17 protein-coding genes, 1 tRNA gene and 1 other RNA gene are annotated in these 24,696 nt (G+C 57.2%); 11 read left to right on the forward strand and 8 right to left on the reverse strand.

From position 1 onward, the window contains the following. The first annotated feature begins 89 nt into the window (after positions 1-89). The 4 genes from tcyJ (at position 90) to OXR04_RS02300 (ending at position 3,849) form a co-directional block, all read left to right on the forward strand. A complete protein-coding gene (tcyJ, locus tag OXR04_RS02285) occupies positions 90-890 on the forward strand; it encodes a cystine ABC transporter substrate-binding protein (protein WP_009089627.1) in 801 nt (266 codons plus the stop codon). Beyond that, entirely contained in the window at positions 890-1,558 is a 669-nt protein-coding gene (gene tcyL / locus OXR04_RS02290; protein ID WP_009089629.1) for a cystine ABC transporter permease, read from the forward strand. Before tcyJ ends, tcyL begins: the two co-directional genes overlap by 1 nt. Further along, a complete protein-coding gene (gene tcyN / locus OXR04_RS02295; protein WP_009089631.1) occupies positions 1,555-2,307 on the forward strand; it encodes an L-cystine ABC transporter ATP-binding protein TcyN in 753 nt (250 codons plus the stop codon). Before tcyL ends, tcyN begins: the two co-directional genes overlap by 4 nt. Positions 2,308-2,766: 459 nt before the next feature. After that, positions 2,767-3,849 carry an acyltransferase family protein gene (locus OXR04_RS02300; RefSeq protein ID WP_009089633.1) on the forward strand — a complete coding sequence of 361 codons (1,083 nt, stop codon included), beginning with the start codon at positions 2,767-2,769 and terminating at the stop codon, positions 3,847-3,849. 918 nt (positions 3,850-4,767) lie between these two features. On the opposite strand, the gene putA is transcribed toward OXR04_RS02300, so the two are convergent. Further along, entirely contained in the window at positions 4,768-8,715 is a 3,948-nt protein-coding gene (gene putA, locus OXR04_RS02305) for a trifunctional transcriptional regulator/proline dehydrogenase/L-glutamate gamma-semialdehyde dehydrogenase (RefSeq protein WP_267369165.1), read from the reverse strand. Between the two features lie 451 nt (positions 8,716-9,166). Between putA and putP the strand changes: the two genes are divergently transcribed. The 5 genes from putP (at position 9,167) to phoH (ending at position 15,477) form a co-directional block, all read left to right on the forward strand. Further along, positions 9,167-10,651: a sodium/proline symporter PutP gene (putP, locus tag OXR04_RS02310; protein ID WP_267369166.1), complete on the forward strand. Its 1,485-nt coding sequence runs from the start codon at positions 9,167-9,169 to the stop codon at positions 10,649-10,651. Positions 10,652-10,841: 190 nt separating this feature from the next. Beyond that, positions 10,842-11,666, forward strand: coding sequence for an iron uptake transporter permease EfeU (gene efeU, locus OXR04_RS02315; RefSeq protein WP_009089639.1), 825 nt, complete (start codon positions 10,842-10,844; stop codon positions 11,664-11,666). 52 nt (positions 11,667-11,718) lie between these two features. Further along, positions 11,719-12,834, forward strand: a complete 1,116-nt coding sequence (efeO, locus tag OXR04_RS02320; RefSeq protein WP_267369167.1) for an iron uptake system protein EfeO — start codon at positions 11,719-11,721, stop codon at positions 12,832-12,834. Positions 12,835-12,836: 2 nt separating this feature from the next. Continuing rightward, entirely contained in the window at positions 12,837-14,117 is a 1,281-nt protein-coding gene (efeB, locus tag OXR04_RS02325) for an iron uptake transporter deferrochelatase/peroxidase subunit (protein WP_267369168.1), read from the forward strand. A gap of 571 nt (positions 14,118-14,688) precedes the next feature. Continuing rightward, complete coding sequence (phoH, locus tag OXR04_RS02330) at positions 14,689-15,477, forward strand: phosphate starvation-inducible protein PhoH (RefSeq protein ID WP_009089645.1); 789 nt, start codon at positions 14,689-14,691, stop codon at positions 15,475-15,477. A 184-nt stretch (positions 15,478-15,661) separates the two neighbouring features. On the opposite strand, the gene OXR04_RS02335 is transcribed toward phoH, so the two are convergent. The 7 genes from OXR04_RS02335 to eptA form a co-directional block, all read right to left on the reverse strand. Then, a non-coding RNA gene (locus OXR04_RS02335) (RtT sRNA) lies at positions 15,662-15,789 on the reverse strand. 214 nt (positions 15,790-16,003) lie between these two features. After that, positions 16,004-16,091 (reverse strand) — tRNA-Ser (locus tag OXR04_RS02340). A 254-nt stretch (positions 16,092-16,345) separates the two neighbouring features. After that, positions 16,346-16,879 carry a peptide-methionine (S)-S-oxide reductase MsrA gene (msrA, locus tag OXR04_RS02345; protein ID WP_267369169.1) on the reverse strand — a complete coding sequence of 178 codons (534 nt, stop codon included), beginning with the start codon at positions 16,877-16,879 and terminating at the stop codon, positions 16,346-16,348. A 59-nt stretch (positions 16,880-16,938) separates the two neighbouring features. Further along, complete coding sequence (locus OXR04_RS02350; protein WP_181161902.1) at positions 16,939-17,505, reverse strand: flavin reductase family protein; 567 nt, start codon at positions 17,503-17,505, stop codon at positions 16,939-16,941. Between the two features lie 293 nt (positions 17,506-17,798). Then, complete coding sequence (pmrB, locus tag OXR04_RS02355) at positions 17,799-18,857, reverse strand: two-component system sensor histidine kinase PmrB (RefSeq protein WP_009089652.1); 1,059 nt, start codon at positions 18,855-18,857, stop codon at positions 17,799-17,801. Then, positions 18,854-19,534, reverse strand: coding sequence for a two-component system response regulator PmrA (gene pmrA / locus OXR04_RS02360; RefSeq protein ID WP_009089654.1), 681 nt, complete (start codon positions 19,532-19,534; stop codon positions 18,854-18,856). Before pmrA ends, pmrB begins: the two co-directional genes overlap by 4 nt. Further along, positions 19,531-21,162, reverse strand: coding sequence for a phosphoethanolamine transferase EptA (gene eptA, locus OXR04_RS02365; RefSeq protein WP_058958340.1), 1,632 nt, complete (start codon positions 21,160-21,162; stop codon positions 19,531-19,533). The genes pmrA and eptA overlap by 4 nt, the downstream gene beginning before the upstream one ends. 454 nt (positions 21,163-21,616) lie before the next feature. Here eptA and otsB point away from each other — a divergent pair, with 454 nt between their 5' ends. Beyond that, positions 21,617-22,405 (forward strand): trehalose-phosphatase, encoded by a 789-nt coding sequence (gene otsB / locus OXR04_RS02370; protein WP_009089658.1) that lies wholly within the window; start codon positions 21,617-21,619, stop codon positions 22,403-22,405. Then, positions 22,402-23,838, forward strand: coding sequence for an alpha,alpha-trehalose-phosphate synthase (otsA, locus tag OXR04_RS02375; protein WP_009089660.1), 1,437 nt, complete (start codon positions 22,402-22,404; stop codon positions 23,836-23,838). The genes otsB and otsA overlap by 4 nt, the downstream gene beginning before the upstream one ends. The last annotated feature ends 858 nt before the right edge of the window (positions 23,839-24,696 follow it).

The raw sequence follows: 24,696 nt of genomic DNA on the forward strand, positions 1-24,696 counted from the left end.
CTCCGGGCGTTATCATTCTGGACTGGCAGCGACTCGCCGTGCTGCCCTTATAAAAACACACACACAATACTGTCAAAAATGGGGTAAATATGTCCTTTTCTCGTGCAGGTCGTCAGATGGTGATGGGCGTTATGGCCGTGGCGCTGATTGCGGGCGTCAACGTTAAAACCTTTGCAGCGGAAAATCTGCTGAACAAGATTAAAGAGCGCGGCACGCTGCTGGTGGGTCTGGAAGGCACCTATCCGCCGTTCAGCTTCCAGGATGAGCAGGGCAAGCTGACCGGTTTTGAAGTGGAATTTGCGCAGCAGCTGGCACAGCACATGGGCGTTAAAGCGAGCCTGAAACCGACCAAGTGGGATGGCATGCTGGCTTCCCTCGACGCAAAGCGCATCGATGTGGTGATTAACCAGGTGACCATTTCCGATGAGCGTAAGAAGAAGTATGACTTCTCTACGCCTTACACCATCTCCGGTATTCAGGCGCTGACCATGAAGGCCAACGCCAGCACCATCAGCAAACCGGCTGATCTGGCGGGTAAAAAGGTTGGCGTGGGTCTCGGCACTAACTACGAGCAGTGGCTGCGTGAGAACGTGAAGGGCGTGGACGTGCGTACCTATGATGATGACCCGACCAAATATCAGGATCTGCGCTCAGGTCGTCTGAATGCCATCCTGGTTGACCGTCTGGCGGCGCTGGATCTGGTGAAGAAAACCGGCGATACCATGGCGGTAGCGGGTGACGCTTTCTCCCGTCAGGAAGCGGGCGTTGCCGTGCGTAAAGGCAACGACGATCTGCTGAAGGCAATCGACCAGGCCATTGCTGATATGCAGAAAGATGGCTCGCTGAGCAAGCTGTCTCAGAAATGGTTTGGCGCGGACGTGACGAAATAATGCAGGAAAGCCTTCAACTGGTGCTGGATTCAGCACCTTTTTTATTAAAGGGCGCGTTGTTCACGCTGCAGCTCAGCATTGGTGGCATGTTCTTCGGCCTGCTGCTGGGCTTTCTGCTGGCACTGATGCGGCTGTCTCACTTCTGGCCGTTTCGCGTGCTGTCGCGTATCTATGTCTCGATTTTTCGTGGCACTCCGCTGATCGCCCAGCTGTTTATGATCTACTACGGCCTGCCACAGTTTGGCATTGAACTGGACCCGATCCCTTCGGCGATGATTGGTCTCTCGCTCAACACCGCGGCTTACGCCTCGGAGTCCCTGCGTGGTGCCATCGCTGCGATTGAGCGCGGACAGTGGGAAGCGGCGGCGAGTATCGGCATGACGCGCTGGCAAACCCTGCGCCGGGTTATCCTGCCGCAGGCGGCGCGCACCGCACTGCCACCGCTGGGCAACAGCTTTATCAGCCTGGTAAAAGATACCTCGCTGGCCGCGACCATCCAGGTGCCGGAGCTGTTCCGTCAGGCGCAGCTGATCACCTCGCGTACACTGGAAGTCTTTACCATGTATCTGGCGGCTTCGCTGATCTACTGGGTGATGGCCACGGTGTTGTCTGCGTTGCAGAGTCGTCTGGAACAGCATGTTAACCGTCAGGATTCGGAGTCGAAATGAGTGCCATCGAAGTCAGAAAGCTGGTGAAATCATTTAATGGCCAGACGGTGCTGCACGACATCGATCTTGATGTGGCCGCCGGTGAAGTGGTGGCGATTATCGGCCCCAGCGGCTCAGGTAAAACCACGCTGCTGCGCAGTATTAACCTGCTGGAAGTGCCGGACAGCGGCACTATCCGGGTCGGCGAGATTACGGTGGATGCCGCGCTGGCGCAGAGCAAACAGAAAGAGCAGGTGCGTCGTCTGCGTCAGCAGGTCGGTTTTGTCTTCCAGAACTTCAATCTGTTTCCCCACCGTTCGGTGCTGGAGAACATTATTGAAGGACCGGTGATCGTAAAAGGTGAAGCGAAGGCGGAGGCCGTCGCCCGCGCCCGCACGCTGCTGGAGAAGGTCGGCCTGCACGGCAAGGAGGGAAGCTATCCGCGCCGTCTGTCGGGTGGACAGCAGCAGCGTGTGGCCATTGCGCGTGCGCTGGCGATGCGACCGGAGGTGATCCTGTTCGATGAACCCACCTCGGCGCTGGATCCGGAGCTGGTGGGGGAGGTGCTCAGCACCATCCGCGCACTGGCCGAAGAGAAACGCACCATGGTGATCGTCACGCATGAGATGAGCTTTGCCCGCGACGTGGCAGATCGCGCCATCTTTATGGATCAGGGGCGCATTGTGGAGCAGGGCGACGCGAAAGCGTTGTTCAGTAACCCGCAGCAGCCGCGTACCCGCCAGTTCCTCGACAAGTTCCTCAGTCAGTAATTCAGTGGCCTTCTCCGGAAGGCCGCATTGCTTTTTACTCCTCTCTGTTTAATCCGGAATAGCGCGCTGTCATGCTATTTCGGGTCGCCGTACCATAATGCGCTGATAAGCAGTTAAACCTTTTGCCACATCTGACAAATCTTTTCTTTTCATCAACGGCTGACTGGTTTTTATTTCTTCCGCTTTCTCTTATTTATCCCGTCAGCATTATCAAAGATTATTTTCCTTTAATTCATCGCTTCGGATGATATCGGGCGCAGAGCAGGGAAAATCAATAAGTGTAAGGAAACGTTCTGCTAAGTAAATAACGGTAACGTCAGGGCCAGATAATTGGTTTTAGGAGTTTCGCTACATTCAATGCGGCATCAATGGCGAATAATCGCTGGATAATCATAAAAGCCACAGAGATTTCCTCGCTTTCCTTTTCCGCATTCTGACCTACGCAGCAGGAGTCAATTAATGAGCCAGACGAAATCAGACCAGATATTGTGGGTAGACACCCTGAAGGGGGCCTGCATATTGCTGGTGGTCCTGTACCACACCGTGTTACCCGGTTTTGAGGGGACAATAAAATATCTCTCCGCCGGATGGGTCCCGGCCGAAATATGGATACAGTTTAATACGGTTCTGTCACCCTTACGGATGCCAGCCTTTTTCTTTGTTTCGGGACTGCTGGCCGCCAACGGTATTCTGAACCGGCCCTGGAAACAGGTATTTACCAGTCGTATTACCAATCTTTTTTATCTCTATATTCTGTGGGGCTTTATTCAGTGGTGGTCCATTATTGGTATCTCCACGGAAATTACCGGGCAGCGTATTTCACAGAACCTGAATGCTGCGTATGCCGGTTCGCTGTTTGAGTTTCTCAAGCTGACCTTTATGGCGATGAGTACCTCCTGGTATCTCTATGGCTTAGGACTCTATTTCCTCTGCGCTAAAATTTTCCGTGAATATAAGCTGGCCCTGGTGGCGGTGGCTATCCTGCTTAATTATCTGGCGGTCGAGAAAGTGATCCCGTTCTGGGGACCACAGAGCCTGGCCCAGTATTTCCTGTTCTTCCTGTTGGGCGCGTTCTGGAGCCAGACCATGCTGCGTCTGAGTGAGTGGCGTCGTGAGAACGTCATGCCCTGGGCGATACTGGCCGCCGTGGCGGGTATCCATGTGATCTTCGGTCTGGATAAGAGTCTGTTCCTGTGTGTGCTGGCGGTGTTGTTCAGCATTGCGGCCTGTCGCTGGCTGAATCAGCATTTCAGCATGCGTTATCTCAACTGGGTGGGCCGCAATACCCTGCAGATTTATGTGATTCACCGCATCTTTATCGAGTTCTTTGGTATGTCTGCGATTCTCTTCGCGCAGCGGCATCACCTGTTTGAACAGGCGTGGTTTTCATTTTTCTGGGCCTGCTTCTATCCGGTGGTGATCGTGGCGCTCTGCTCGCTCTGTTCCGTGGCGATCTGGTCGCTGACCAACCGCGGGGTGGGGCAGTCGCTGTTTCTGTTTCCGACGCTGCTTAAGCGGCAGCGGAATGCAGTTTCGCAGTAAAAGGGGAGCGCCTGGCGGCGGGGAGTGATTACCTGGCGGCGGGCTGGCTCTGAGAGGGGTTCGTCTGTCGGGTGTGGTAGTTATTACCTGGCGGTGGGCTGGCTCTGAGAGGGTTTCGCCTGTCGGGCGTGGGAGTTATTACCTGGCGGTGGGCTGGCTCTGAGAGGGTTTCGCCCGCCAGGCGTGAGGGAGTTTCAGCCTGCCCGTGCAGGCGGACGCGTCAAGGGGCGGACGCCCGCCCCTTAACAATCCCGGCGTCCGGCAGCCTCCGCGCCCCGCGTTGCGCGGTGCCTTCGTCACGCCCTGCGGCTGACGGACCGTCCGGACTCACCATCCCTGGCTCGTGCCGTCCTCTTGCCGACGTCCTGTCGGCTCATCCTGGCCTCCGGTTGCTCCTCAGCGCGCCGGATGCCTCTCCCACCCCCCGCCTTTGATATCTTCGTTTCTCCTGAATGGAGCGTCGTCTGCTGGCCTCAAGACGAAGCCAGTGATGGAAACTCACCGCAATTCTCACCGCAATAAGAGAGCCACATAAAAAAAGAAGAGATAACAGCGGGGAGGGAGGCCGTCTGAACCGCTGAGCGGATGAGGGATTTCAGGACGAGCGACAGGGATGTCGCGAAGAGGCAGGGTCGCGCCAGGGATGGCGCGTCCTGCCGGTCCGTGAGAAATCCGGAAGAAGCGAAGGGACCGCGAAGCGGCGGTGAGGCAGGCCGGAGCCCGGGGTCAAGGGGGCGCGGCGACTGGCGCCCCCTTGTCGGTCGCCTGCAGAGGCGAAGCTGAAACTGCCCGGTTTACCCGGCGAACGAAACCTTCTCATAGCCCGCTCGCGCAGCAAACCCCATCAGCCCAGCGACCAGCTGAACGAAACCTGCTCATAGCCCGCCCGCGCAGCGACCTCGCCGGCAACCCACCCCCTTACCCGATAGTCATCAGGCTGGCGTTACCGCCAGCAGCCGCGGTATTCACACTCAGTGAGCGCTCAATCAGCAGACGCTCCAGCAGCAGATTCGTCTCGCCGCGGGCGAAGCCCTGCACCGACACAATCGCGCCGTCACGCGCGGCAATCTGTTCGCACAGGGCGCGCAGCTGATCGGCATCGCCGTGATAGATTACCGCATCAAACTCCGCCGTCAGCGGGTCTCGCGCCAGCGTAATGCGCGCTTTCACCGCGTCCGGCAGCGAGGCACGCAGGGTGCGATGCAGCTCATCATCCTGCCACAGCGCTTTACTGCCGACGCTGGTCACGGCCGCCAGCTGAATCAACGCATCCTGCTCGTTGTCAGCCAGGCAGAGCACCTGATCGCGTGGCAACAGCGAGAAGGTATTGCGCTCACCCGTCGGGCCGGGCAGCAGCCGTACCACACCGGCCTGAGCCAGCTGGTCATAGCGCTCACAGAGTTCAGCCAGCGCCGGTTTATCTTTGGCCCAGCTGCTGAGTGCCTGATGCGGAGCCAGCAGAGCGTGACGCAGTGTGCTGTCAGCCGGGCGCTCCGCATCCTGACGATCGAAGGTCAGACGCAGCGCGCCATCCGGACGATGTGCCAGCAGGCGGTAGAGATAGAGCGGACCGCCCGCTTTCGGACCGGTACCGGATAGGCCTTCACCCCCAAACGGCTGCACGCCAACAACGGCGCCCACCATGTTGCGGTTAACGTAGAGGTTACCGACCCGGGCGCTCGCCGTGACCTGCGCAATGGTCTCATCGATACGGGTATGGACACCCAGCGTCAGGCCGTAACCGGAAGCGTTAATCTGCTCAACCAGCTGCGGCAGCGTGTTGCGGGTAAAGCGCACCACGTGCAGCACCGGTCCGAAAATCTCCTTATCCAGATCGCTGACCTGATCCAGCTCAATCAGCGTGGGTTTGACAAAGGTGCCGCTGTTCCACTCTTTGCTGTCCTGCGGATTATCCTGCACCGCCTGATAGACCGTGAAGCCCTTGTTACGCATCGCCTGAATATGGCGGTCAATATTGGCTTTGGCTTCGGCGTCAATGACCGGGCCGATATCGGTGGAGAAGCGCTCCGGGTTACCCATGCGGCACTCAGCCATCGCACCGCGCAGCATTTTCAGCGTATGGTCGGCGACATCCTCCTGGATGCAGAGCAGACGCAGGGCGGAGCAGCGCTGTCCGGCGCTGTCGAACGCCGAGGCAACGATATCAACCACCACCTGCTCGGTCAGCGCGGAGGAGTCAACGATCATCGCATTCATTCCGCCGGTTTCCGCAACCAGCGGCACTGGGCGGCCGTGCTGGTCAAGACGACCGGCGAGATTACGCTGCAGCAGGGTTGCCACGGCAGTGGAGCCGGTAAACATCACACCGCGCACCCGGTTGTCGCCGGTCAGCTGTGCGCCAACGGTTTCACCCTGGCCTGGCAGCAGCTGCAGCACGCCTGGTGGTACGCCCGCATCCAGCAGGATCTGCACCGCCTGCGCGGCAATCAGCGGCGTCTGCTCGGCAGGTTTGGCCAGCACGCTGTTGCCTGCTGCCAGTGCCGCCGCAATCTGACCGGTGAAGATCGCCAGCGGGAAGTTCCACGGACTGATGCAGACCACCGGGCCCAGCGGGCGATGGGTTTCATTGTCGAAATCGTCGCGCACCATGCCAGCGTAGTAATAGAGGAAATCGACCGCTTCGCGCACTTCCGCGATGGCGTTGTTGTAGGTCTTGCCCGCTTCACGCACCAGAATGCCCATCAGCTTCTGCATCTGGCCTTCCATGATCTGCGCCGCGCGCTCCAGAATCGCGGCACGCTCCTGCGGCGGGGTGGCAAACCAGATTGGCCCGCTGTTCACGGCGGCATCCAGCGCCACAGACACTTCCTGCTCTGTCGCTTCACGCACCTGACCCACGCGATCGCCAGGCACGGCCGGGTTCAGCACGTCGTGCAGCTCACCGGTGCCCGCTTCGCCATCGATCATCGGTTCGGCCAGGTAAGGGTGGGCGGCGCTGCTCAGCAGGGCGCTGGAGAGTGAGGCGAGGCGGTGTTCGTTGGCCATATCCAGACCCGCAGAGTTGACGCGGTTCTCGCCATAGAGGTCACGCGGCAGCGGGATCTTCGGATGCGGCAGGCCGATCGCGCCTTCGCTGGCCCCGAGTTTTTCAACGGCGAGCACCGGATCGGCAACCAGCTCGTCAATCGGCAGTGAGGTATCCGCGATGCGGTTAACAAAGGAGGTGTTGGCTCCGTTCTCCAGCAGACGACGCACCAGATAAGCCAGCAGGGTTTCATGCGTCCCCACCGGCGCATAGATGCGGCAGGGGCGATTCAGCTTCCCGTCCGCCACTTTGCCGACCACCTGCTCATAGAGGGGTTCACCCATGCCGTGCAGACACTGGAACTCATACTGTCCCGGATAGTAGTTGTTGCCCGCCAGCTGATAGATGGCGGCCAGGGTATGGGCATTGTGCGTGGCGAACTGCGGATAGATCAGGTTCGGCACGGAGAGCAGTTTACGGGCGCAGGCCAGATAGGAGATATCGGTGTAGACCTTGCGGGTGTAAACCGGATAGCCTTCCAGACCTTCCATCTGCGCGCGTTTGATTTCGCTATCCCAGTAAGCGCCTTTCACCAGACGGATCATCAGGCGGCGGCGACTGCGCTGAGCCAGGTCGATCAGCTCATCGATGACAAACGGGCAGCGTTTCATATACGCCTGGATGACGAAGCCGATTCCGTTCCAGCCTTCCAGCTCCGGCTCGAAACAGAGTTTCTCCAGCATATCCAGCGACAGTTCCAGCCGGTCAGCTTCTTCGGCGTCGATGTTGATGCCGATGTCATAGGAGCGCGCCAGCAGCGTCAGCGATTTCAGCAGCGGATAGAGCTCTTCCATCACCCGCTCATACTGCGCGCGGCTGTAACGGGGATGAAGGGCTGACAGTTTGATGGAGATGCCCGGGCCTTCATAGATGCCCCGGCCATTGGAGGCTTTACCAATCGCGTGGATCGCCTGCTGATAGGAGAGCAGGTAGGCTTTGGCATCGCCTGCGGTCAGTGCCGCTTCGCCCAGCATGTCGTAGGAGTAGCGGAAGCCTTTCTCTTCCAGCTTGCGGGCGTTTGCCAGGGCTTCGGCAATGGTTTCGCCGGTCACGAACTGCTCACCCATCAGTCGCATCGCCATATCCACACCTTTGCGGATTAGCGGCTCGCCACTCTTACCGATAATGCGGTTCAGAGAGCGTGACAGGTTCGCTTCGTTATGGGTTGAGACCAGACGGCCGGTAAACAGCAGACCCCAGGTGGCCGCGTTGACAAACAGGGACGGGCTGCGTCCCAGGTGTGACTGCCAGTTCCCGTTGCTGATTTTGTCACGGATCAGCGCATCGCGGGTTGGCTTGTCGGGAATACGCAGCAGCGCTTCGGCAAGGCACATCAGCGCCACGCCTTCGTGAGAGGATAATGAGAACTCCTGCAGCAGGCTTTGCACCATACCGGCGCGTCCGGTTGCACCCTTCTGGTGCCGCAGCTTGTCGGCAAGCTGATAAGCGAGCTGATGGGTTTTCTCTGTCAGCGGCGCCGGCAGGCGCGCCTGCTCCAGCAGCATCGGCACCGCATCCGTCTCCGGACGACGCCATGCGGCGGTCACGGCGGAACGGGTCACGGACTGCGGTAAAATCTGCTCTGCGAAGTCAAGGAACGGCTGATGCAGCTCCTCTGGCTGGATGTCGTCAGACTCGGCGGCGGCCTGTGCAGTGAGAGGGATCTCCGGCACGGCATCCCCGGTTTCCAGCTGGCCCAGGTAGTTAAAAATCGCCTGTTTGATCAGCCAGTGTGGCGTGCGGTCGATGCGCTGCGCAGCCAGTTTGATGCGCTCACGTGTCGCGTCATCCAGTTTTACACCCATGGTGGTTGTACCCATGACTTCCAGGCTCCTTAATAGTGGTTCGATACGGCGTGGGCTGCACTATCACTTAAGTTGCAACTTTGTGCAACCGTGTTAAATGTGAGCCAGTTAACACCCCTGTGACATCGCCAATTGTTAAATCTGACAATTCGGCACGGATATTGCTGCAAGATCCTCGCCAGGTTGGCAGGCCGCATAAAATGCGGGTTTCCGGCAGGTTGCACGGTGGTGCAACCGGATAACTGTGAGCGAGTGCAACCTCTGGACACTTTTTCACAACCGGTTAGTGAAATCACTGTAACGCCTGTGTTAAATCCATTGTGCGCGCCACGCCTTTCCGGCAGGATACCGCGCCGCTGGGAAATGACTGACGCCCTGACGAAAACAATCGGCCCGTTCTGTCCCGTTCCGGCAGGCGGGTAGCTGGCGATTTCTCTGGGATATCAAATAATAAGTGGAGAGACAGATGAGTGTAAGTACACCAATGCTGGTGACCTTTGTGGTTTATATACTTGGGATGGTGTTAATCGGTTTTGTGGCCTACCGTTCGACCAAAAACTTTGATGACTACATCCTGGGTGGCCGCAGTCTGGGTAGTGTGGTCACCGCACTCTCTGCGGGTGCCTCAGATATGAGTGGCTGGCTGCTGATGGGATTGCCGGGGGCGATCTTCATCTCAGGGATCTCTGAGAGCTGGATTGCGATCGGTCTGACCATCGGTGCCTGGCTGAACTGGAAAATCGTCGCCGGCCGCCTGCGTGTTCAGACGGAACACCACAACAATGCGCTGACGCTGCCAGACTTCTTTACCAGCCGCTTTGAAGATCACAGCAAAATTCTGCGTGTGATTTCGGCCATTGTGATCCTGGTGTTCTTCACCATCTACTGCGCCTCTGGCGTGGTTGCCGGTGCGCGTCTGTTTGAAAGCACCTTTGGCATGAGCTATGAGACCGCACTGTGGGCGGGGGCGGCAGCCACCATCCTTTATACGCTGGTGGGGGGATTTCTGGCGGTGAGCTGGACGGATACCGTTCAGGCCAGCCTGATGATTTTCGCCCTGATCCTGACGCCGGTGTTTGTGATTATCGCGGTGGGCGGCTGGTCTGATTCGCTGACGGTGATTGAGGCGAAAAGCCTGGAAAATCTCGACATGCTGAAAGGGCTGAACTTCGTTGCGGTGATCTCGCTGCTCGGCTGGGGCCTGGGCTACTTCGGCCAGCCGCATATTCTGGCGCGCTTTATGGCGGCGGATTCGCACCGCTCAATCCGCACCGCACGTCGCATCGGCATGGCGTGGATGGTGTTCTGTCTGGCGGGGGCGGTCGCTGTTGGCTTCTTTGGTATCGCCTACTTCCAGAACAATCCGACGCTGGCGACCGGCGTCAACGACAACGCAGAGCGCGTCTTTATCGAACTGGCACGCATCCTGTTTAACCCGTGGATTGCCGGTATTCTGCTGTCAGCGATTCTGGCGGCGGTGATGTCAACCCTGAGCTGTCAGCTGCTGGTCTGCTCCAGCGCCCTGACTGAAGATCTCTACAAAGGCTTCCTGCGTAAAAACGCCAGCCAGCAGGAGCTGGTATGGGTAGGGCGTCTGATGGTGCTGCTGGTGGCGCTGATCGCGATTGCACTGGCGTCTAACCCGGAAAACCGCGTACTGGGTCTTGTCAGCTACGCCTGGGCGGGCTTCGGGGCGGCCTTTGGACCGGTCGTGCTGTTTGGCGTCTGCTGGAAGCGCATGAACCGCAACGGCGCGCTGGCCGGTATGATTGTCGGTGCGCTGACCGTGCTGGTGTGGAAGCAGTATGGCTGGCTGGGTCTGTATGAAATTATCCCGGGCTTCATCTTCGCCAGCATCGCGATTGTGGTCTTCAGCCTGATGGGACGTGAACCTTCAGCCGAAGCGCAGCAGCGCTTTGCCGCCGCTGAGGCGGAGTTCCAGACCAAATAAGCAGAGCGTCAGGAGTGAAGGCCCGTCCCGCAGGGGGCGGGCCTTTTTGTTACAAAGATAAAAGCCTCAAAAATGCAATTATCTCCATCGGCAACTTGTTTTTTTCGCAGCGATAATGATAATCGGTATCGTTTACACTTTACCTGAATTTACCGTTAATTGACGCTGCTTAACATTCAAGAGGCTGGCAATGTTCGTTCCCTTTCTCATCATGCTGCGCGAAGGACTTGAAGCCGCGCTGATTGTCAGCCTGATCGCCAGCTACCTCAAACGCACCCAGCGCACCCAGTGGTTTCCGGCCATGTGGGCAGGCGTCTTTGTCGCCGCGGCACTCTGCCTGGGGCTGGGTCTGTTTATCAATGCCACCACCGGCGAGTTCCCGCAAAAAGAGCAGGAGCTGTTCGAAGGCATTGTGGCGCTGATCGCCGTCGTGATCCTCACCTCCATGGTGTTCTGGATGCGCAGAGTGGCGCGCAATATCAAAGTTGAGCTGGAGCAGGCGGTCGACCAGGCGCTGCAACGTTCGGGCCGGGGCGGTCTGGCACTGGTTCTGATGGTCTTTCTTGCCGTGGCGCGGGAAGGCCTGGAGTCAGTCTTCTTCCTGCTGGCCGCTTTTACGCAGGATGTCGGTTATGCGCCGCCGATTGGCGCGGTGCTGGGGCTGGCGACGGCGGTGGTGCTGGGCATGCTGCTCTACTGGGGCGGTATCCGCCTGAACATGGCGCACTTCTTCCGCTGGACCAGCGTCTTCATCCTGTTTGTGGCGGCCGGTCTGGCCGCAGGGGCGATTCGCGCCTTCCACGAGGCGGGTCTGTGGAATCACTATCAGGAAGTGGCCTTCGATCTCAGCAATACCTTATCGACCCATTCGCTGTTTGGCACCCTGCTGGAAGGCGTGCTGGGTTATCAGGAGGCCCCCAGCGTCAGTGAAGTGACCCTTTACTTCGTCTACCTGATCCCGGCCCTGATTCTGTTTTTTATGCCTGCGCGTCCTGCTGCGTCGGCCACTGTGTAATACGACCTTTAACGGGCGCATCTTACGCCCGCAACGTGATAGGGAAAAAGAGATGACAATGCGTTTCCGCCGCAAGGCACTGCTGTTTCCTCTGCTGGCGATTTCTGCTTCTGCGGCGGCAGCCGTTCCTCAGGTTACCGTAAGCGTCAACGACAGGCAGTGTGAGCCGATGAGCTTAACGGTGAAGGCCGGTAAAACTCAGTTTCTGATTAAAAATAACAGCCAGAAAGCGCTGGAGTGGGAGATCCTGAAAGGTGTGCTGGTGGTGGAAGAGCGTGAAAACATTGCGCCGGGCTTCAGCCAGAAGCTGACCGCTAATCTGGAGGCCGGGGAATATGAGATGACCTGTGGTCTGCTGAGCAATCCAAAGGGCAAACTGATTGTGCAGGCGGGGGAGAGCGCGACGCCAGGCGCAACCTCCGCGCGGATGCAGCTGGAAGGCCCGATCACGCAATACAAAGCCTGGGTGACGGAGCAGGTGAATCAGCTGGTGAGCCAGACGCAGGCCTTCACCGATGCGGTCAAAGCCGGGGAGGTCGAAAAAGCCAAAGCGCTGTTTGCCCCGACCCGCCAGTATTACGAGCGCATTGAGCCGATTGCTGAACTCTTCTCCGATCTCGATGGCAGCATTGATGCCCGTGAAGATGACTATGAAAAGAAAGCGGAGGATCCTAAGTTCACCGGCTTCCACCGTCTGGAGAAAGCGCTGTTTGCGGAGAACAGCACGAAAGGGATGACGGGCTATGCCGACCAGCTCAACAAAGATGTGAAAGATTTGCAGGTACGCATCAGTGAACTGGCTTTCCCGCCGGCCAAAGTGGTGGGCGGCGCGGCCGGTCTGATTGAAGAGGTTGCCTCCAGCAAGATCTCCGGCGAAGAAGATCGCTACAGCCGTACCGACCTGTGGGACTTCCAGGCGAATATTGATGGAGCACAGAAAATCGTTGATCTGCTGCGCCCGCTGGTCAGCAAAGCCAATCCGCAGCTGCTGGCGAAGGTCGATGCCAACTTCAAAAAAGTGGATGTGATCCTGAGCAAATACCGCACGAAAACCGGTTTCGAATCGTATGAGAAACTGAGTACGGCTGACCGCAATGCGCTGAAAGGGCCTGTCACCGCCCTGGCGGAAGATCTTTCCTTACTTCGTGGCACGCTGGGTCTGGATTAATCATGAGTCGTAAGCCAGAGGACGCGCAGCAGCCTGCGCGTCGTCGTTTATTAAAAGGGCTGGGCCTGCTGGGGGGCGCCGCTGCCTTCTCCGGCGGTTGCCCGTTTCATGCCGCCGCCGCCGACACGTTTTCGCCGGGTACGGTGACGCCTCAGGCGCGGCAGCAAAAGCAGCCGTTTTATGGTCAGCATCAGGCGGGCATTATCACGCCACAACAGGCATCGATGATGCTGGTGGCGTTTGACCTGCTCAGCAGTGATAAAGCCGATCTGGTGCGGCTCTTCCGGCTGCTGACCCAGCGCATCGCCTTTCTTACCGCGGGTGGGCCGGCACCGGTCGTCACCAACCCGCAGCTGCCGCCAATGGATTCGGGCATTCTCGGCCCGACGATCGCGCCGGATAATCTCACCATCACCGTGTCGGTCGGCAGCAGCCTGTTCGATGAGCGTTTTGGTCTGACCCCGCATAAGCCGAAAAAACTGCAGCCGATGACGCGCTTCCCTAACGATTCGCTGGATGCCGCTCAGTGTCATGGCGATCTGCTGCTGCAGATCTGCGCCAACACCCAGGATACGGTGATCCATGCCCTGCGCGATATCATCAAGCACACGCCTGACCTGCTTGGGGTTCGCTGGCGACGGGAAGGCTTTATCTCTGACCACGCGGCGCGCAGTCAGGGGCAGGAGACGCCGATTAACCTGCTGGGCTTTAAGGATGGCACCGCGAATCCGGATACGCACGACGCTGCCCTGATGAATCAGCTGCTGTGGGTGACGGCGGATCAGGATGAACCGGTCTGGGCGCGTCATGGCAGCTATCAGGCGGTGCGTCTGATTCGCTTTCACGTGGAGATGTGGGATCGCACCCCGCTGGGCGAGCAGCAGACCATCTTTGGTCGCGATAAGCTGAGTGGAGCTCCGCTGGGGATGCAGCATGAGCATGATATTCCTGACTATGCCCGCGATCCGGACGGGCAGGTGATTGCGCTGGATGCGCATATTCGCCTTGCTAACCCCCGCACGCCAGAGACGGCCAGCAGTCTGATGCTGCGCCGCGGCTACAGTTACTCCGCCGGGATCTCGGCGTCAGGGCAGCTGGAGATGGGCCTGCTGTTTGTCTGCTATCAGCACGATCTGGAGCGCGGATTTCTGACGGTGCAGGGGCGACTGAACGGCGAGGCGCTGGAAGAATATATCCGTCCCTTTGGCGGCGGTTATTTCTTTGCGTTGCCGGGTGTCCCGGACGCCAGCCATTATTTAGCGCAATCCCTGCTGGAAGCCTGATTAAATTTCAACCACTGCGGACGGCCCGATTTCTGGCCGTCCGACTTTTCTTTCCCGTAACCTGACTGACGGAGTTTTAACTGAGAATCAGCCGGGGCTTCGCCGAATTAAAATAAGATAACTTTTTGAAATAGCTGATTTTTACACGCACTGGTAAAATAAAGGCTTACCCGCGAATAGCAATTCCTTTGCCAGCAGTTAAAATTACTGTTGCAAAGGTTCAGCAAAATGATGCACTTTATTAAACAGGCGTAATCGGACGTGTCGATGTATCACACTGGAGTTCGCGCATGGGTCGAGTCTTTTATGGAAAGTCATTGTCAGTAAATAGATTGCGCCTGACCGCGAGGGCCATTCTGCCTCGTTATTTCTTCCTTCCTTCAACCAACTCTTTTGTCTTACCGTTTCCTTTTTTATCCGGTGTTCAGCCACGCTTCTGCGCTGCTGCATACCCACTATCCTGTCCTGTCATGGCTTAAAAGGAAGCCAACTGAAACCTCTAAAGCGTTCACGTAATCGTAACGGGCCACCGGCCTGACACGGGAAATGAAACCAACTGAAAGGTGCCACTATGGGAAGACAGAAAGCAGTGATCAAAGCGCGTCGTGAAGCGAGAAGAGTGCTTCGCAATGACTCACGGAGTCATCGTCAGCGCGAAGAAGAGTCGGTCACTTCGCTGGTGCATATGGGCGGACTGGATTCGATTGGCATGGCACGCGATGCGCGCGACCGGCTGCCGATTGAAGCCCGGAATGAGGCTCAGGCGCACTATCTTAATGCCATAGAGACGAAGCAGCTGATCTTCGCAACCGGTGAAGCCGGATGCGGTAAAACCTGGATCAGCGCCGCGAAAGCGGCTGAGGCCCTGATTCATAAGGATATCGACAGGATTATCGTTACGCGCCCGGTACTACAGGCAGATGAGGATTTGGGCTTCCTGCCCGGCGATATTTCTGAGAAATTCGCCCCTTATTTCCGTCCGGTTTATGACATTCTGGTTAAACGTCTTGGCGCATCCTTTATGCAATATTGTCTGCGTCCGGAAATTGCCAAAGTTGAGATTGCGCCTTTCGCCTACATGCGAGGCCGCACTTTTGAAAATGCTGTGGTGATTCTGGACGAGGCGCAGAACGTGACCGCCGCGCAGATGAAAATGTTCCTGACCCGACTGGGCGAAAACGTCACGGTCATTGTTAACGGCGATATTACCCAGTGCGACTTGCCCGCTGGGGTGCCTTCTGGTCTCGCAGACGCGCTGGCGCGGTTTGAAGAGGACGAGATGGTTGGCATTGTGCGCTTCGGCAAAGAGGATTGTGTGCGTTCAGCGCTGTGTCAGCGCACCCTGCACGCGTACAGCTAGTGTTCGATTGAGTAGAAGTGTAGCGCCCAAACCCGGCTCCGGCCGGGTTTTCTTATTGTGGAGGGCAGGCTCCGCTGTCCATCGGGTTGCGCCCGCTGTCGAACCCCGCGGGGCTTCTCACCCCCTCTCCGAGCAATATGCAAAAAAAAAGCCTGAACTTTCGTTCAGGCTCTTCTTCAGAATGTGGCGGTGAGAGGGGGATTGATTCGCTTCGCTCACCCTGCGGGCAGCGTCGCAGGCTCCGCTGTCCATCGGGCTGCGCCCGCTGTCGCACCCCGGCGGGGCTTCTCACCCCCTCTCCATGCAATATGCAAAAAAAAGCCTGAACTTTCGTTCAGGCTCTTCTTCAGAATGTGGCGGTGAGAGGGGGATTGATTCGCTGCGCTCACCCTGCGGGCAGCGTCGCAGGCTCCGCTGTCCATCGGGCTGCGCCCGCTGTCGAACCCCGGCGGGGCTTCTCACCCCCTCTCCGTGCAATATGCAAAAAAAAAAGCCTGAACTTTCGTTCAGGCTCTTCTTCGGAATGTGGCGGTGAGAGGGGGATTCGAACCCCCGATACGTTGCCGTATACACACTTTCCAGGCGTGCTCCTTCAGCCACTCGGACACCTCACCACATTTGTTTCGCTGACCGCGCTGGGTCAACGGGGCGGTACTATAGGGAGTCGGCTGAAAACGGTCAAGCACTATTTTTTTCTTTTGATCTATTCGCTTAAGCTCTGAACGAATTGATTTATTCCGGCCTGAAACTGGCCATTTCTCCGCCTGATTTCCCGTCCTGTCTGCGCAGTGGGACAGAGCAGGGCAGCGGGCAGGACGACATCCTGAGCAACATCTCAAACCGGATGCCGTCCCGCGGAAGGCTGAAATCAGCTCTTCACCCGGTTAGCGAAGCTTTTGCGCAGCTTCTGCAGCTTCGGCGGGATGACCGCCATGCAGTAGCCGTTGCGCTGACCCGCGCCTTCCCAGTAATCCTGATGATAGGCTTCAGCAGGATACCACTCCTTCAGCGGCTCGATGGTCGTCACCAACGGCACATCATGGTCGGCCTGAGCTCGTTCAATGGCGGCACGCGCTTCCGCTTCCTGCTCAGCATTGGCCGGGAAAATGGCGGAGCGATACTGGGTGCCGATATCGTTACCCTGGCGGTTAAGCTGGGTCGGATCGTGCGTCACGAAGCTGATATCCAGCAGGTCGCCAAAACTCACCTGCTCGGGGTCAAACCCAATGCGGATCGCTTCCGCGTGGCCGGTCGCGCCGCTACAGACCTGCTCATAGGTAGGATTCGGGCGCGCGCCGCCGGTATAGCCGCTTTCAACCGACTCTACGCCGATCACATCCTTAAAGACCGCTTCGGTACACCAGAAACAGCCACCCGCGATAACTGCGTATTCGATTGCCATAATATTTTACTCCTGTCAGGTCGAAAGAGGTGAATGGGGGCGCAGCGGAGAGCTTTCAACTAGATCAGCATCTCCGGTTTAAAATCTCCGCTCTTATCCAGCATTTTATCGCTCATCACGCTGAAGCGGCCTTCGCCGGTGTAGTGCAGGGTCGCCGGGTATTCGGGCTGTTCGGCCACATGTGCCTTAACGATCTCAAAAATAAACAGGTTGTAGTTAGCCACCATCGAGTCGTCATAGAGCTGGCATTCAAAGCTGGCAAAACATTCGGCAATCATGGGGGCGCTGACCACCTGACCCGGCTCCGGCGTCAGGCCGAACGCGGCGAACTTATCCAGCTGGTCGCCGTGGCTGTTGCCGACCGCCACCACCTCATCAATCAGTGAAGCGGCCGGGATATTGAGGACGCACTGGCCACTGTTGCGAATCAGGGCGTGGCTGTGATTCATACCGGCAATCATGCAGCCCACCAGAGAGGGCGAGAACTCCAGCACCGTATGCCAGCCGAGCGTCATGATGTCCTGCTCATTGTTGTACTGCGAACTGAGCAGCAGCACCGGACCCGGTTCGAGATATTTACGGGCTTTACTGACCGGAAAGGCATATTTGTGCATGCGTTGGCTCATGGCTTAACTCCTTTAACGGAATGTCGCCATTAAGTGTAGAGCACGCAGCGCATGCAGCAGGGGGTAAGGCAGAGGGGCGAGGGCGGGCAGCGCGAATATTTTTTCGCCCGCGCCGCGATCTTAATGTTTCCTTAATCTGCAGTCGCGATACTGGCGGCTCCTGTTGAGGAGGTTACTATGAAAACTGTGTCTGCTTCCCTGCCCGTTGCGGCTCCGCGTCCGCTGAGTGAATATGCTGCCCTGCTGATTACCGCAGCGACCCTTATTCTGTTCCTCAGTGCCTGGTTCAGCGCCTAACATCTGACCACGGCCCGGCAACCGCTTCTGTCCCGGCGGTTCTCCAGAAAAAACTGAAACCGGTGTAACTGGACGATACGGCTGACAATGCTCAGCCCAAGTCCGATGCCGCCGTAGCGACTGTCCATGCGGATAAACGCTTTACTCAGCTCACCACTTTTACTCTCATCAATGCCCGGCCCCTGATCTTCCACCACCAGCATCGGTTGCGGAGACGCGAGCAGCTGGACGGTGATCGTACTGTTGTCCGGGCTGTAGCGATGGGCATTCTCGACCAGGTTGCGCAGCAGCATCTTCAGCAGCGTCGCATCCCCGCGCACAAACTGCTCCTCCGGCAGATCGAGCAGCAGCGTCTGCTGATGCGCCTCCAGCATGATACTCAGCTCCGCCTCCATCGGCAGGATCACATCTGCAATCAGTCCCACGTTCTGGTAGGTGCCGGAGGTAAAGGACTGGCCGGCGCGTGCCAGACTTAAAAGCTGCGAGACGCTGTGCGTCATCTGATCCAGTCGCTGCACCAGTGGCTGCACTTTCACATCGCTGTTGCGCTCGATTAACTCCAGATGCAGCCGTAAGCCGGCCAGCGGCGTGCGCAGCTCATGCGCCACATCGGCGGTGAACAGACGTTCACGCTCCAGGCTGGTGTTAAGGCGCGCCACCAGCTGATTGATCGCCAGGGTGACCGCCTCGATTTCATGAACCTGACTGTGGCAGGTGATGGGGTGGAGATTATCTTCACCCCGACTTTCCAGCTCACGCTGTAGCTGATAGAGCGGCCGGGTGATCCATTTCACCGCCTGGTAGCAGAGCAGCAGCGTCAGCGTAATCATCACCAGGCTCGGCACCGCCAGGCTGGCGACCGCTTCATGGACTTCGCGCTTGACGTGGCTGTCCATGTTGCGCTTCTGCAGCTGCGCTTCCACCAGAAACTGAATCTGCTCTTTACTCTCATGCCAGAGCCAGACCACGCTGATCACCTGAAAGACCAGCAGGATCAGGCCGATGGTCAGGATCAGGCGAAAGCGCATACTGCGGTGATCGAATCGTCCTGTCATGTTGCCTCGCGCGGGGTCTCCTGCGTGACCAGCGCATAACCAAATCCGCGTACGGTGCGGATGGCGCTTTTGCCGATTTTGTCGCGCAGATTATGAATATGAACTTCCAGCGTATTGGTCGACGGCTCGGTCTCCCAGTTATAGATATCCTGGTAGAGAATTTCGCGGTGAACCGGATTGCCGGCCTTCAGCATCAGCCGTGACAGGATCGCAAACTCTTTGGGGGTGAGATCCAGCAGCTCATCGCTGAGCGTGATCTGACGGTGGGTCATATCCAGCGCCAGCGCGCCCACTCTGACCTGACTGTCGCCCTGATTGACGTGGCGGCGGATCAGCGCACGGATGCGCGCCAGCAGCTCATCCAGCGAGAACGGTTTGATCAGATAATCATCGGCACCCGCGTCCAGTCCGGCAATGCGTTCGCTGATGGTGTCGCGGGCGGTGAGGATCAGGACCGGGGTCATCTTCTTCTGCCGCCGCAGACGGATCAGGAAGTGCAGTCCATCCTCGTCCGGCAGGCCGAGATCCAGCACCACCAGACTGTAGAGGCCGCTGGCATAATGCGCTTCCGCATCCCGAACGCTGGTGACGCCATCGCAGACATAACCTTCACCTTCCAGCGCCAGTATCAGACCCTGCAGCAGCAGGGCGTCATCTTCCACTATCAGTATCTTCATTCGTGTTGGCTCCGACACGATGTCAAAATATCATCCGCAGGCACATATTCGTGGGTTGCGGTGCCGGTTAATCCCAGCAGCGTTGAGAACAGATTATCCTGTGAGAAATCGTCTGTCGCCGCCAGTTTATTCAGGCAGGTGCGGTTAACCGCATAACGCTGCTGATAATCCGGGGAGAGCCAGATCAGCAGCGGCACATGCTTCTGCGTATCGGGCGCTATCGCATAGGGCAGGCCATGCAGGTAAGCCCCGTTTTCTCCCAGCGACTCGCCGTGGTCAGAGAGATAGACCAGGCTGGTGGTAAAGCGATCCTGATGCGCACGCAGCACGCCAATCGCCTTATCCACGATGTGATCCACATTGAGCAGCGTATTGTCGTAGGTGTTGATCAACTGCTGCTGTGAACAGTCCTGAATCTGATTCGTGTCACAGGTCGGCTCAAACTGACGGAACTGTGGCGGGTAGCGATGGCTGTAGGTCGGGCCATGACTGCCGATGGTGTGCAGAACGATAATCGCGTTGCCTTTTAGCTGGCTGATGTACTCATCCAGGCCATGGAACAGCACGTCATCATAACATTCGCCCTCAATACACATGCCGGGCAGATTCAGGCTGGTCATATCCTGATGCGGCACCCGATCGCAGGCTCCCTTACAGCCACCGTCATTCTCATTCCACAACACGCTGACCCCGGCGCGCTGAATGACATCCAGCACCCCCTCTTCATGGGCCGCCAGCACATCATCATAGTGGGCACGCGGCATGTTGGAAAACATACAGGGCACGGACACCGCCGTGGCCGTTCCGCATGAGGTGGTGTGCGGGAAGTAAATCACATCATCTTTCGCCAGCAGGGGATTGGTCAGCCGGTCATAGCCGCCCAGCGAGAAATTCTGCGCGCGTGAGGTTTCACCCAGCACCACAATCGTCAGGTTCGGTTTGCCCCGGCTGTGGCTGGCGTTCAGATGGGCATCTTCACCGATCCGTACCAGCGGCACATTCTGCAACTCATGATGCTTATACCAGGAGAGCGTGGCGGCGATGCTGTTAGAGGGGCTCAGCGCTTTGACCAGCTCGCGGTTGTTGCGGAACAGCGAGGCGTAATCCTTATAGAAGAGCAGGGCGATCAGCGCGATCAGCGCCGCTGACAGCACAATGCTGAGCAGGCGTGCCAGCACCCCGCGCCACTGCTGCCGTTTTATCCGCGGCCAGAACATCATCAGCGCCATCAGCACGCCTGAGGTGAGCAGGGTGAGGAGCAGCTGCGGTGTCAGCAGGGCAAAAGACTCGGAGGCGGTGGTATCCATCATGTTGGTGATCATCGAGCGATCGATCACGATGTTGTAGGTATGGATAAAATACTGCGCCGACGCGGAGAGCAGAATAAAGAGCGCCGCCAGCAGGCGATCCAGCCAGAAAAATGAGGCCAGCGTAAGCACGATATTGATGACGCTGAAGGCGACCAGCGGCATGGATAAAAACACCAGCGTGGTATGCAGGCTCGTCAGCGGCATCACCGCCAGCACCTGACGGTAATAGACCAGATTAAGGAAAACCGCGATATAGATCGCCGCCAGGAGGAGCAGAGTCAGGCGGCTAATCAGCGGCCTCTTCAGTGTAAACGCCATGTGTGCAGGCACCCGAGGAAAAGAAAGTGTGCTGAGAGTGCGCTTTCAATATTAGGAATACCTTAAGAAGCTTAAGCTTCGTTTCAGGCCGCCGGATCCCCGAAGCGAAACGGCCGCAGCTCCGGCCAGCACTGGCCCTGCGGGGCAGCGGGGGAAACAGCACACCCCCTGTCTGGGCTACTTTTCTGCTTACTTAACCGCAGCGGCTGGCATGAAAAGTGCATCTTTCTGGCATTACCCCTATTAATGTCTACACTTAATCTGAAGATGTTCTCAGTGAGTCAGTATTGTCAGCAACGCGTTTGCACGTTTGAGGAGAGTGACCTATCTATTCACCCAGCTTTACCCCTCAATCACCGCTTTATCAGAATTTCCCGCTTGCTGACCTGACTGCGTCAGGACATTCTTGTTTCAACTCAATGTTTTATTAAATCTGATTTTCAGGAGAAGTGACGTGACCCAGGTGGAAGAGACACATCCCACGTATCCGGCATTACGCAGCGGACAGTACGCCTTCTTTTTTGATGTCGACGGCACGCTGGCAGCGATACAGTCCCGTCCCGAAGCGGTATTCATTCCTCAGCAGGTCATCGCGCAACTGCAACAGCTTTCTGACCATTGTCAGGGCGCCCTCGCGCTGGTTTCCGGCAGACCCATTGCACAGCTTGATGCGCTGGCCGCGCCCTGGCACGGACCCGCTGCGGGCGTCCATGGTGCAGAGCGCCGCAATGCGCAGGGTGAACTGCATCGCATCAGCCTGCCCGCCGAGGTCGAGCAGGCGCTCCGGCAGGAACTGCAGGATGCCATGGCAGGCTGGCCTGGTACGCAGCTGGAGGTAAAAGGCATGGCCTTTGCGCTCCACTATCGCCAGGCGATGCAGCATGAGCAGGATGTGATGCGACTGGCCGAACAGTCCGTGAAGCGTTTTCCCGGACTGGCACTGCAGCCGGGGAAATGTGTCGTTGAAATTAAACCGGCAGGCATCGATAAGGGCGCTGCGATCAGCGACCTTATGCAGCAGGCCCCGTTTGCCGGACGTACCCCCGTTTTTATCGGTGACGATTTGACCGACGAGAAGGGCTTTGTGGCGGTTAACGCGCAGCAGGGCATCTCGATTAAGGTCGGTGAAGGTTCCAGCCAGGCCCATTATCGGCTTACTGATGTCGATGCGGTTTACGGCTGGCTGGAAAAAACATTATTACTATTAGAGCAAGACAACGTCGGTAAGGAGTTTAGGTTATGAGTCGTTTAGTGGTTGTATCTAACCGTGTCGCCATGCCAGATGGGTCTAAAACCAGCGCAGGCGGTTTGGCCGTCGGCATCCTTGATGCCCTGAAAAGCACGGGTGGATTGTGGTTTGGCTGGAACGGTGAAATCAGCGAGTTTTCTGGTGAAGAAGAGGAGCAGGTCAGCGTTCAGGAACATGAGGGCATTGAGTATGCCTCCTTCCCGCTTAACCAGAACGAATATGATCTCTACTATTGCCAGTTCTCCAATACCGTCATCTGGCCCGCTTTCCATTATCGTCTCGACCTGGTGCAGTTCCAGCGTGAAGCCTGGGAAGGGTATTGTGACGTAAACGATATGGTTGCGCAGCGTCTGAAACCGCTGATTAAGCCTGATGATATTGTCTGGATCCACGATTATCACTTTTTACCGTTTGCCGCCGCGCTGCGCCGCGCGGGCATTAATAACCGCATTGGTTTCTTCCTGCATATTCCGTTCCCGACCCCGGAAATATTCAATGCACTGCCGCCGCATAAAGAGCTGCTGGAGATGCTGTGCGAGTATGATCTGCTCGGCTTCCAGACCGAATCTGACCGCGTGGCCTTCCTCGACAGCGTCAGCCAGCTAACGCAGTTGCAGAATAAGGGCGATAAAAAGCATCGCGCCTTTGGCAATACCTTTATGACTGAGGTTTACCCTATCGGGATTGAGCCGGACAGTATTAAAGAGATGGCCGAAGGACCTCTGCCGCCAAAAATGGCAGCGATGAAAAAAGAGCTGGGCGATGCGCGCAACATTATCGCCTGTGAGCGTCTCGACTATTCCAAAGGTCTGCCGGAGCGTTTTCTGGCTTACGAAGCGCTGCTGGAGAACTTCCCGCAGCACCGCGGCAAAATCCGCTACTCGCAGATTGCACCGACTTCGCGCGGCGATGTGCAGGCGTATCAGGATATCCGTCATCAGCTGGAGACCGAAGCCGGGCGTATCAACGGTAAGTACGGCACGCTGGGCTGGACCCCACTTTACTACCTTAACCAGCATTTTGACCGTCGCCTGCTGATGAAAATCTTCCGCCTGACTGACGTCGGCCTGGTCACGCCGCTGCGTGACGGGATGAACCTGGTGGCTAAAGAGTATGTCGCCGCTCAGGACCCGGACGATCCCGGCGTTCTGGTGCTCTCCCGCTTTGCCGGGGCCGCCAACGAGCTGACCTCAGCGTTAATCGTGAACCCTTATGACCGCGATGAAGTGGCGGCGGCACTGGACAAAGCGATTACCATGCCGCGGACGGAAAGGATCTCGCGCTACAACGACATGATGGCGGTATTGCGTAAGAACGATATTACCGCCTGGCGTGAAAACTTCCTGAAAGACCTGGAAGCCATTTCCCCGCGCAGCGCTGACCACGGCACCGATAATAAGGTCGCGACCTTCCCGAAACTCGCCTGACCTCATTAACAACGGCGGCGATATCCCTGCGATATCGCCGCCGTTTTTCGTCCCACCGCTTTTCAAACCTTTCCGCAAGCACCACAACTTGTCTGATACGCCGTTTTCGGCGCATTTCGTCTGGCAGGCCGATCAGGGCGTGAGGCTGGCCCGATAAATGCAACCCACGCAGAAATCCCGCGCTGTGGGGCTTATCCGCTTTCTTTACCTTTTTAACTCAAGTTTTAGCCCGACGTGCCGATACTCATAGTGCCATCGTATGCGTACCCCTCAACTCATTCGGCTTTCTTATGTAAACCCTTGTTACATCAGGTGCCGGTTCCTTAGCGACCCCTTGTCACTGTTAACGCCAGGTTGTCAGAAGGCCTTCTCACAGCCGTTATACCCTGACGATTTATTTACATACCCGCAGCGTTGCTCCCCTTAAGTAACTAATTTCACAGCAAATACCCGCCCTGTATTTCAGCATAAAATGCTGATTACTCATCTTTAAATGGTTCTAAATAGGGTGTTAAAACGATTAACACCCATTATTCATTCCGGACTGCGCAAACCGTCGAATAACGCTGCTTTTACCCCCTATTAAACCTTTCTCAGGACAAATTGGACTTAAAATCGCTCTTTTTTGCTCAAAAAATGACCACTCGATAAGCAATGGTAAAGGGTTGCTGAAGAAATTTGCCTTAAAAGTGTGATCTGCGTCACACTTTATCTAAAATTTCTCCTGGCTGTCGTTGTAACCCGAAATCAGACGATATAGATTTGCGTTGTTTTCGGAATAGTCCTAAAAAAAGTAAGAAGGCGTCACGGAAGATGTCCGGAACTCGAAAATAAAATGGCATGGATTTTCGACCTTCG

It is taken from the genome of Pantoea sp. GM_Pan_3, assembly GCF_026541045.1.
GTDB lineage: Bacteria > Pseudomonadota > Gammaproteobacteria > Enterobacterales > Enterobacteriaceae > Pantoea > Pantoea anthophila.

Bases quoted from the DNA above. Each gene is read 5' to 3' on its own strand.
- efeU (WP_009089639.1), top strand. From the start codon at position 10,842: ATGTTCGTTCCCTTTCTCATCATGCTGCGCGAAGGACTTGAAGCCGCG.
- tcyN (WP_009089631.1), top strand. From the start codon at position 1,555: ATGAGTGCCATCGAAGTCAGAAAGCTGGTGAAATCATTTAATGGCCAG.
- efeB (WP_267369168.1), top strand. From the start codon at position 12,837: ATGAGTCGTAAGCCAGAGGACGCGCAGCAGCCTGCGCGTCGTCGTTTA.
- OXR04_RS02350 (WP_181161902.1), bottom strand. From the start codon at position 17,505: ATGAGCCAACGCATGCACAAATATGCCTTTCCGGTCAGTAAAGCCCGT.
- msrA (WP_267369169.1), bottom strand. From the start codon at position 16,879: ATGGCAATCGAATACGCAGTTATCGCGGGTGGCTGTTTCTGGTGTACC.
- putP (WP_267369166.1), top strand. From the start codon at position 9,167: ATGAGTGTAAGTACACCAATGCTGGTGACCTTTGTGGTTTATATACTT.
- eptA (WP_058958340.1), bottom strand. From the start codon at position 21,162: ATGGCGTTTACACTGAAGAGGCCGCTGATTAGCCGCCTGACTCTGCTC.
- pmrA (WP_009089654.1), bottom strand. From the start codon at position 19,534: ATGAAGATACTGATAGTGGAAGATGACGCCCTGCTGCTGCAGGGTCTG.
- phoH (WP_009089645.1), top strand. From the start codon at position 14,689: ATGGGAAGACAGAAAGCAGTGATCAAAGCGCGTCGTGAAGCGAGAAGA.
- pmrB (WP_009089652.1), bottom strand. From the start codon at position 18,857: ATGACAGGACGATTCGATCACCGCAGTATGCGCTTTCGCCTGATCCTG.
- efeO (WP_267369167.1), top strand. From the start codon at position 11,719: ATGACAATGCGTTTCCGCCGCAAGGCACTGCTGTTTCCTCTGCTGGCG.
- tcyJ (WP_009089627.1), top strand. From the start codon at position 90: ATGTCCTTTTCTCGTGCAGGTCGTCAGATGGTGATGGGCGTTATGGCC.
- OXR04_RS02300 (WP_009089633.1), top strand. From the start codon at position 2,767: ATGAGCCAGACGAAATCAGACCAGATATTGTGGGTAGACACCCTGAAG.
- putA (WP_267369165.1), bottom strand. From the start codon at position 8,715: ATGGGTACAACCACCATGGGTGTAAAACTGGATGACGCGACACGTGAG.
- otsA (WP_009089660.1), top strand. From the start codon at position 22,402: ATGAGTCGTTTAGTGGTTGTATCTAACCGTGTCGCCATGCCAGATGGG.
- tcyL (WP_009089629.1), top strand. From the start codon at position 890: ATGCAGGAAAGCCTTCAACTGGTGCTGGATTCAGCACCTTTTTTATTA.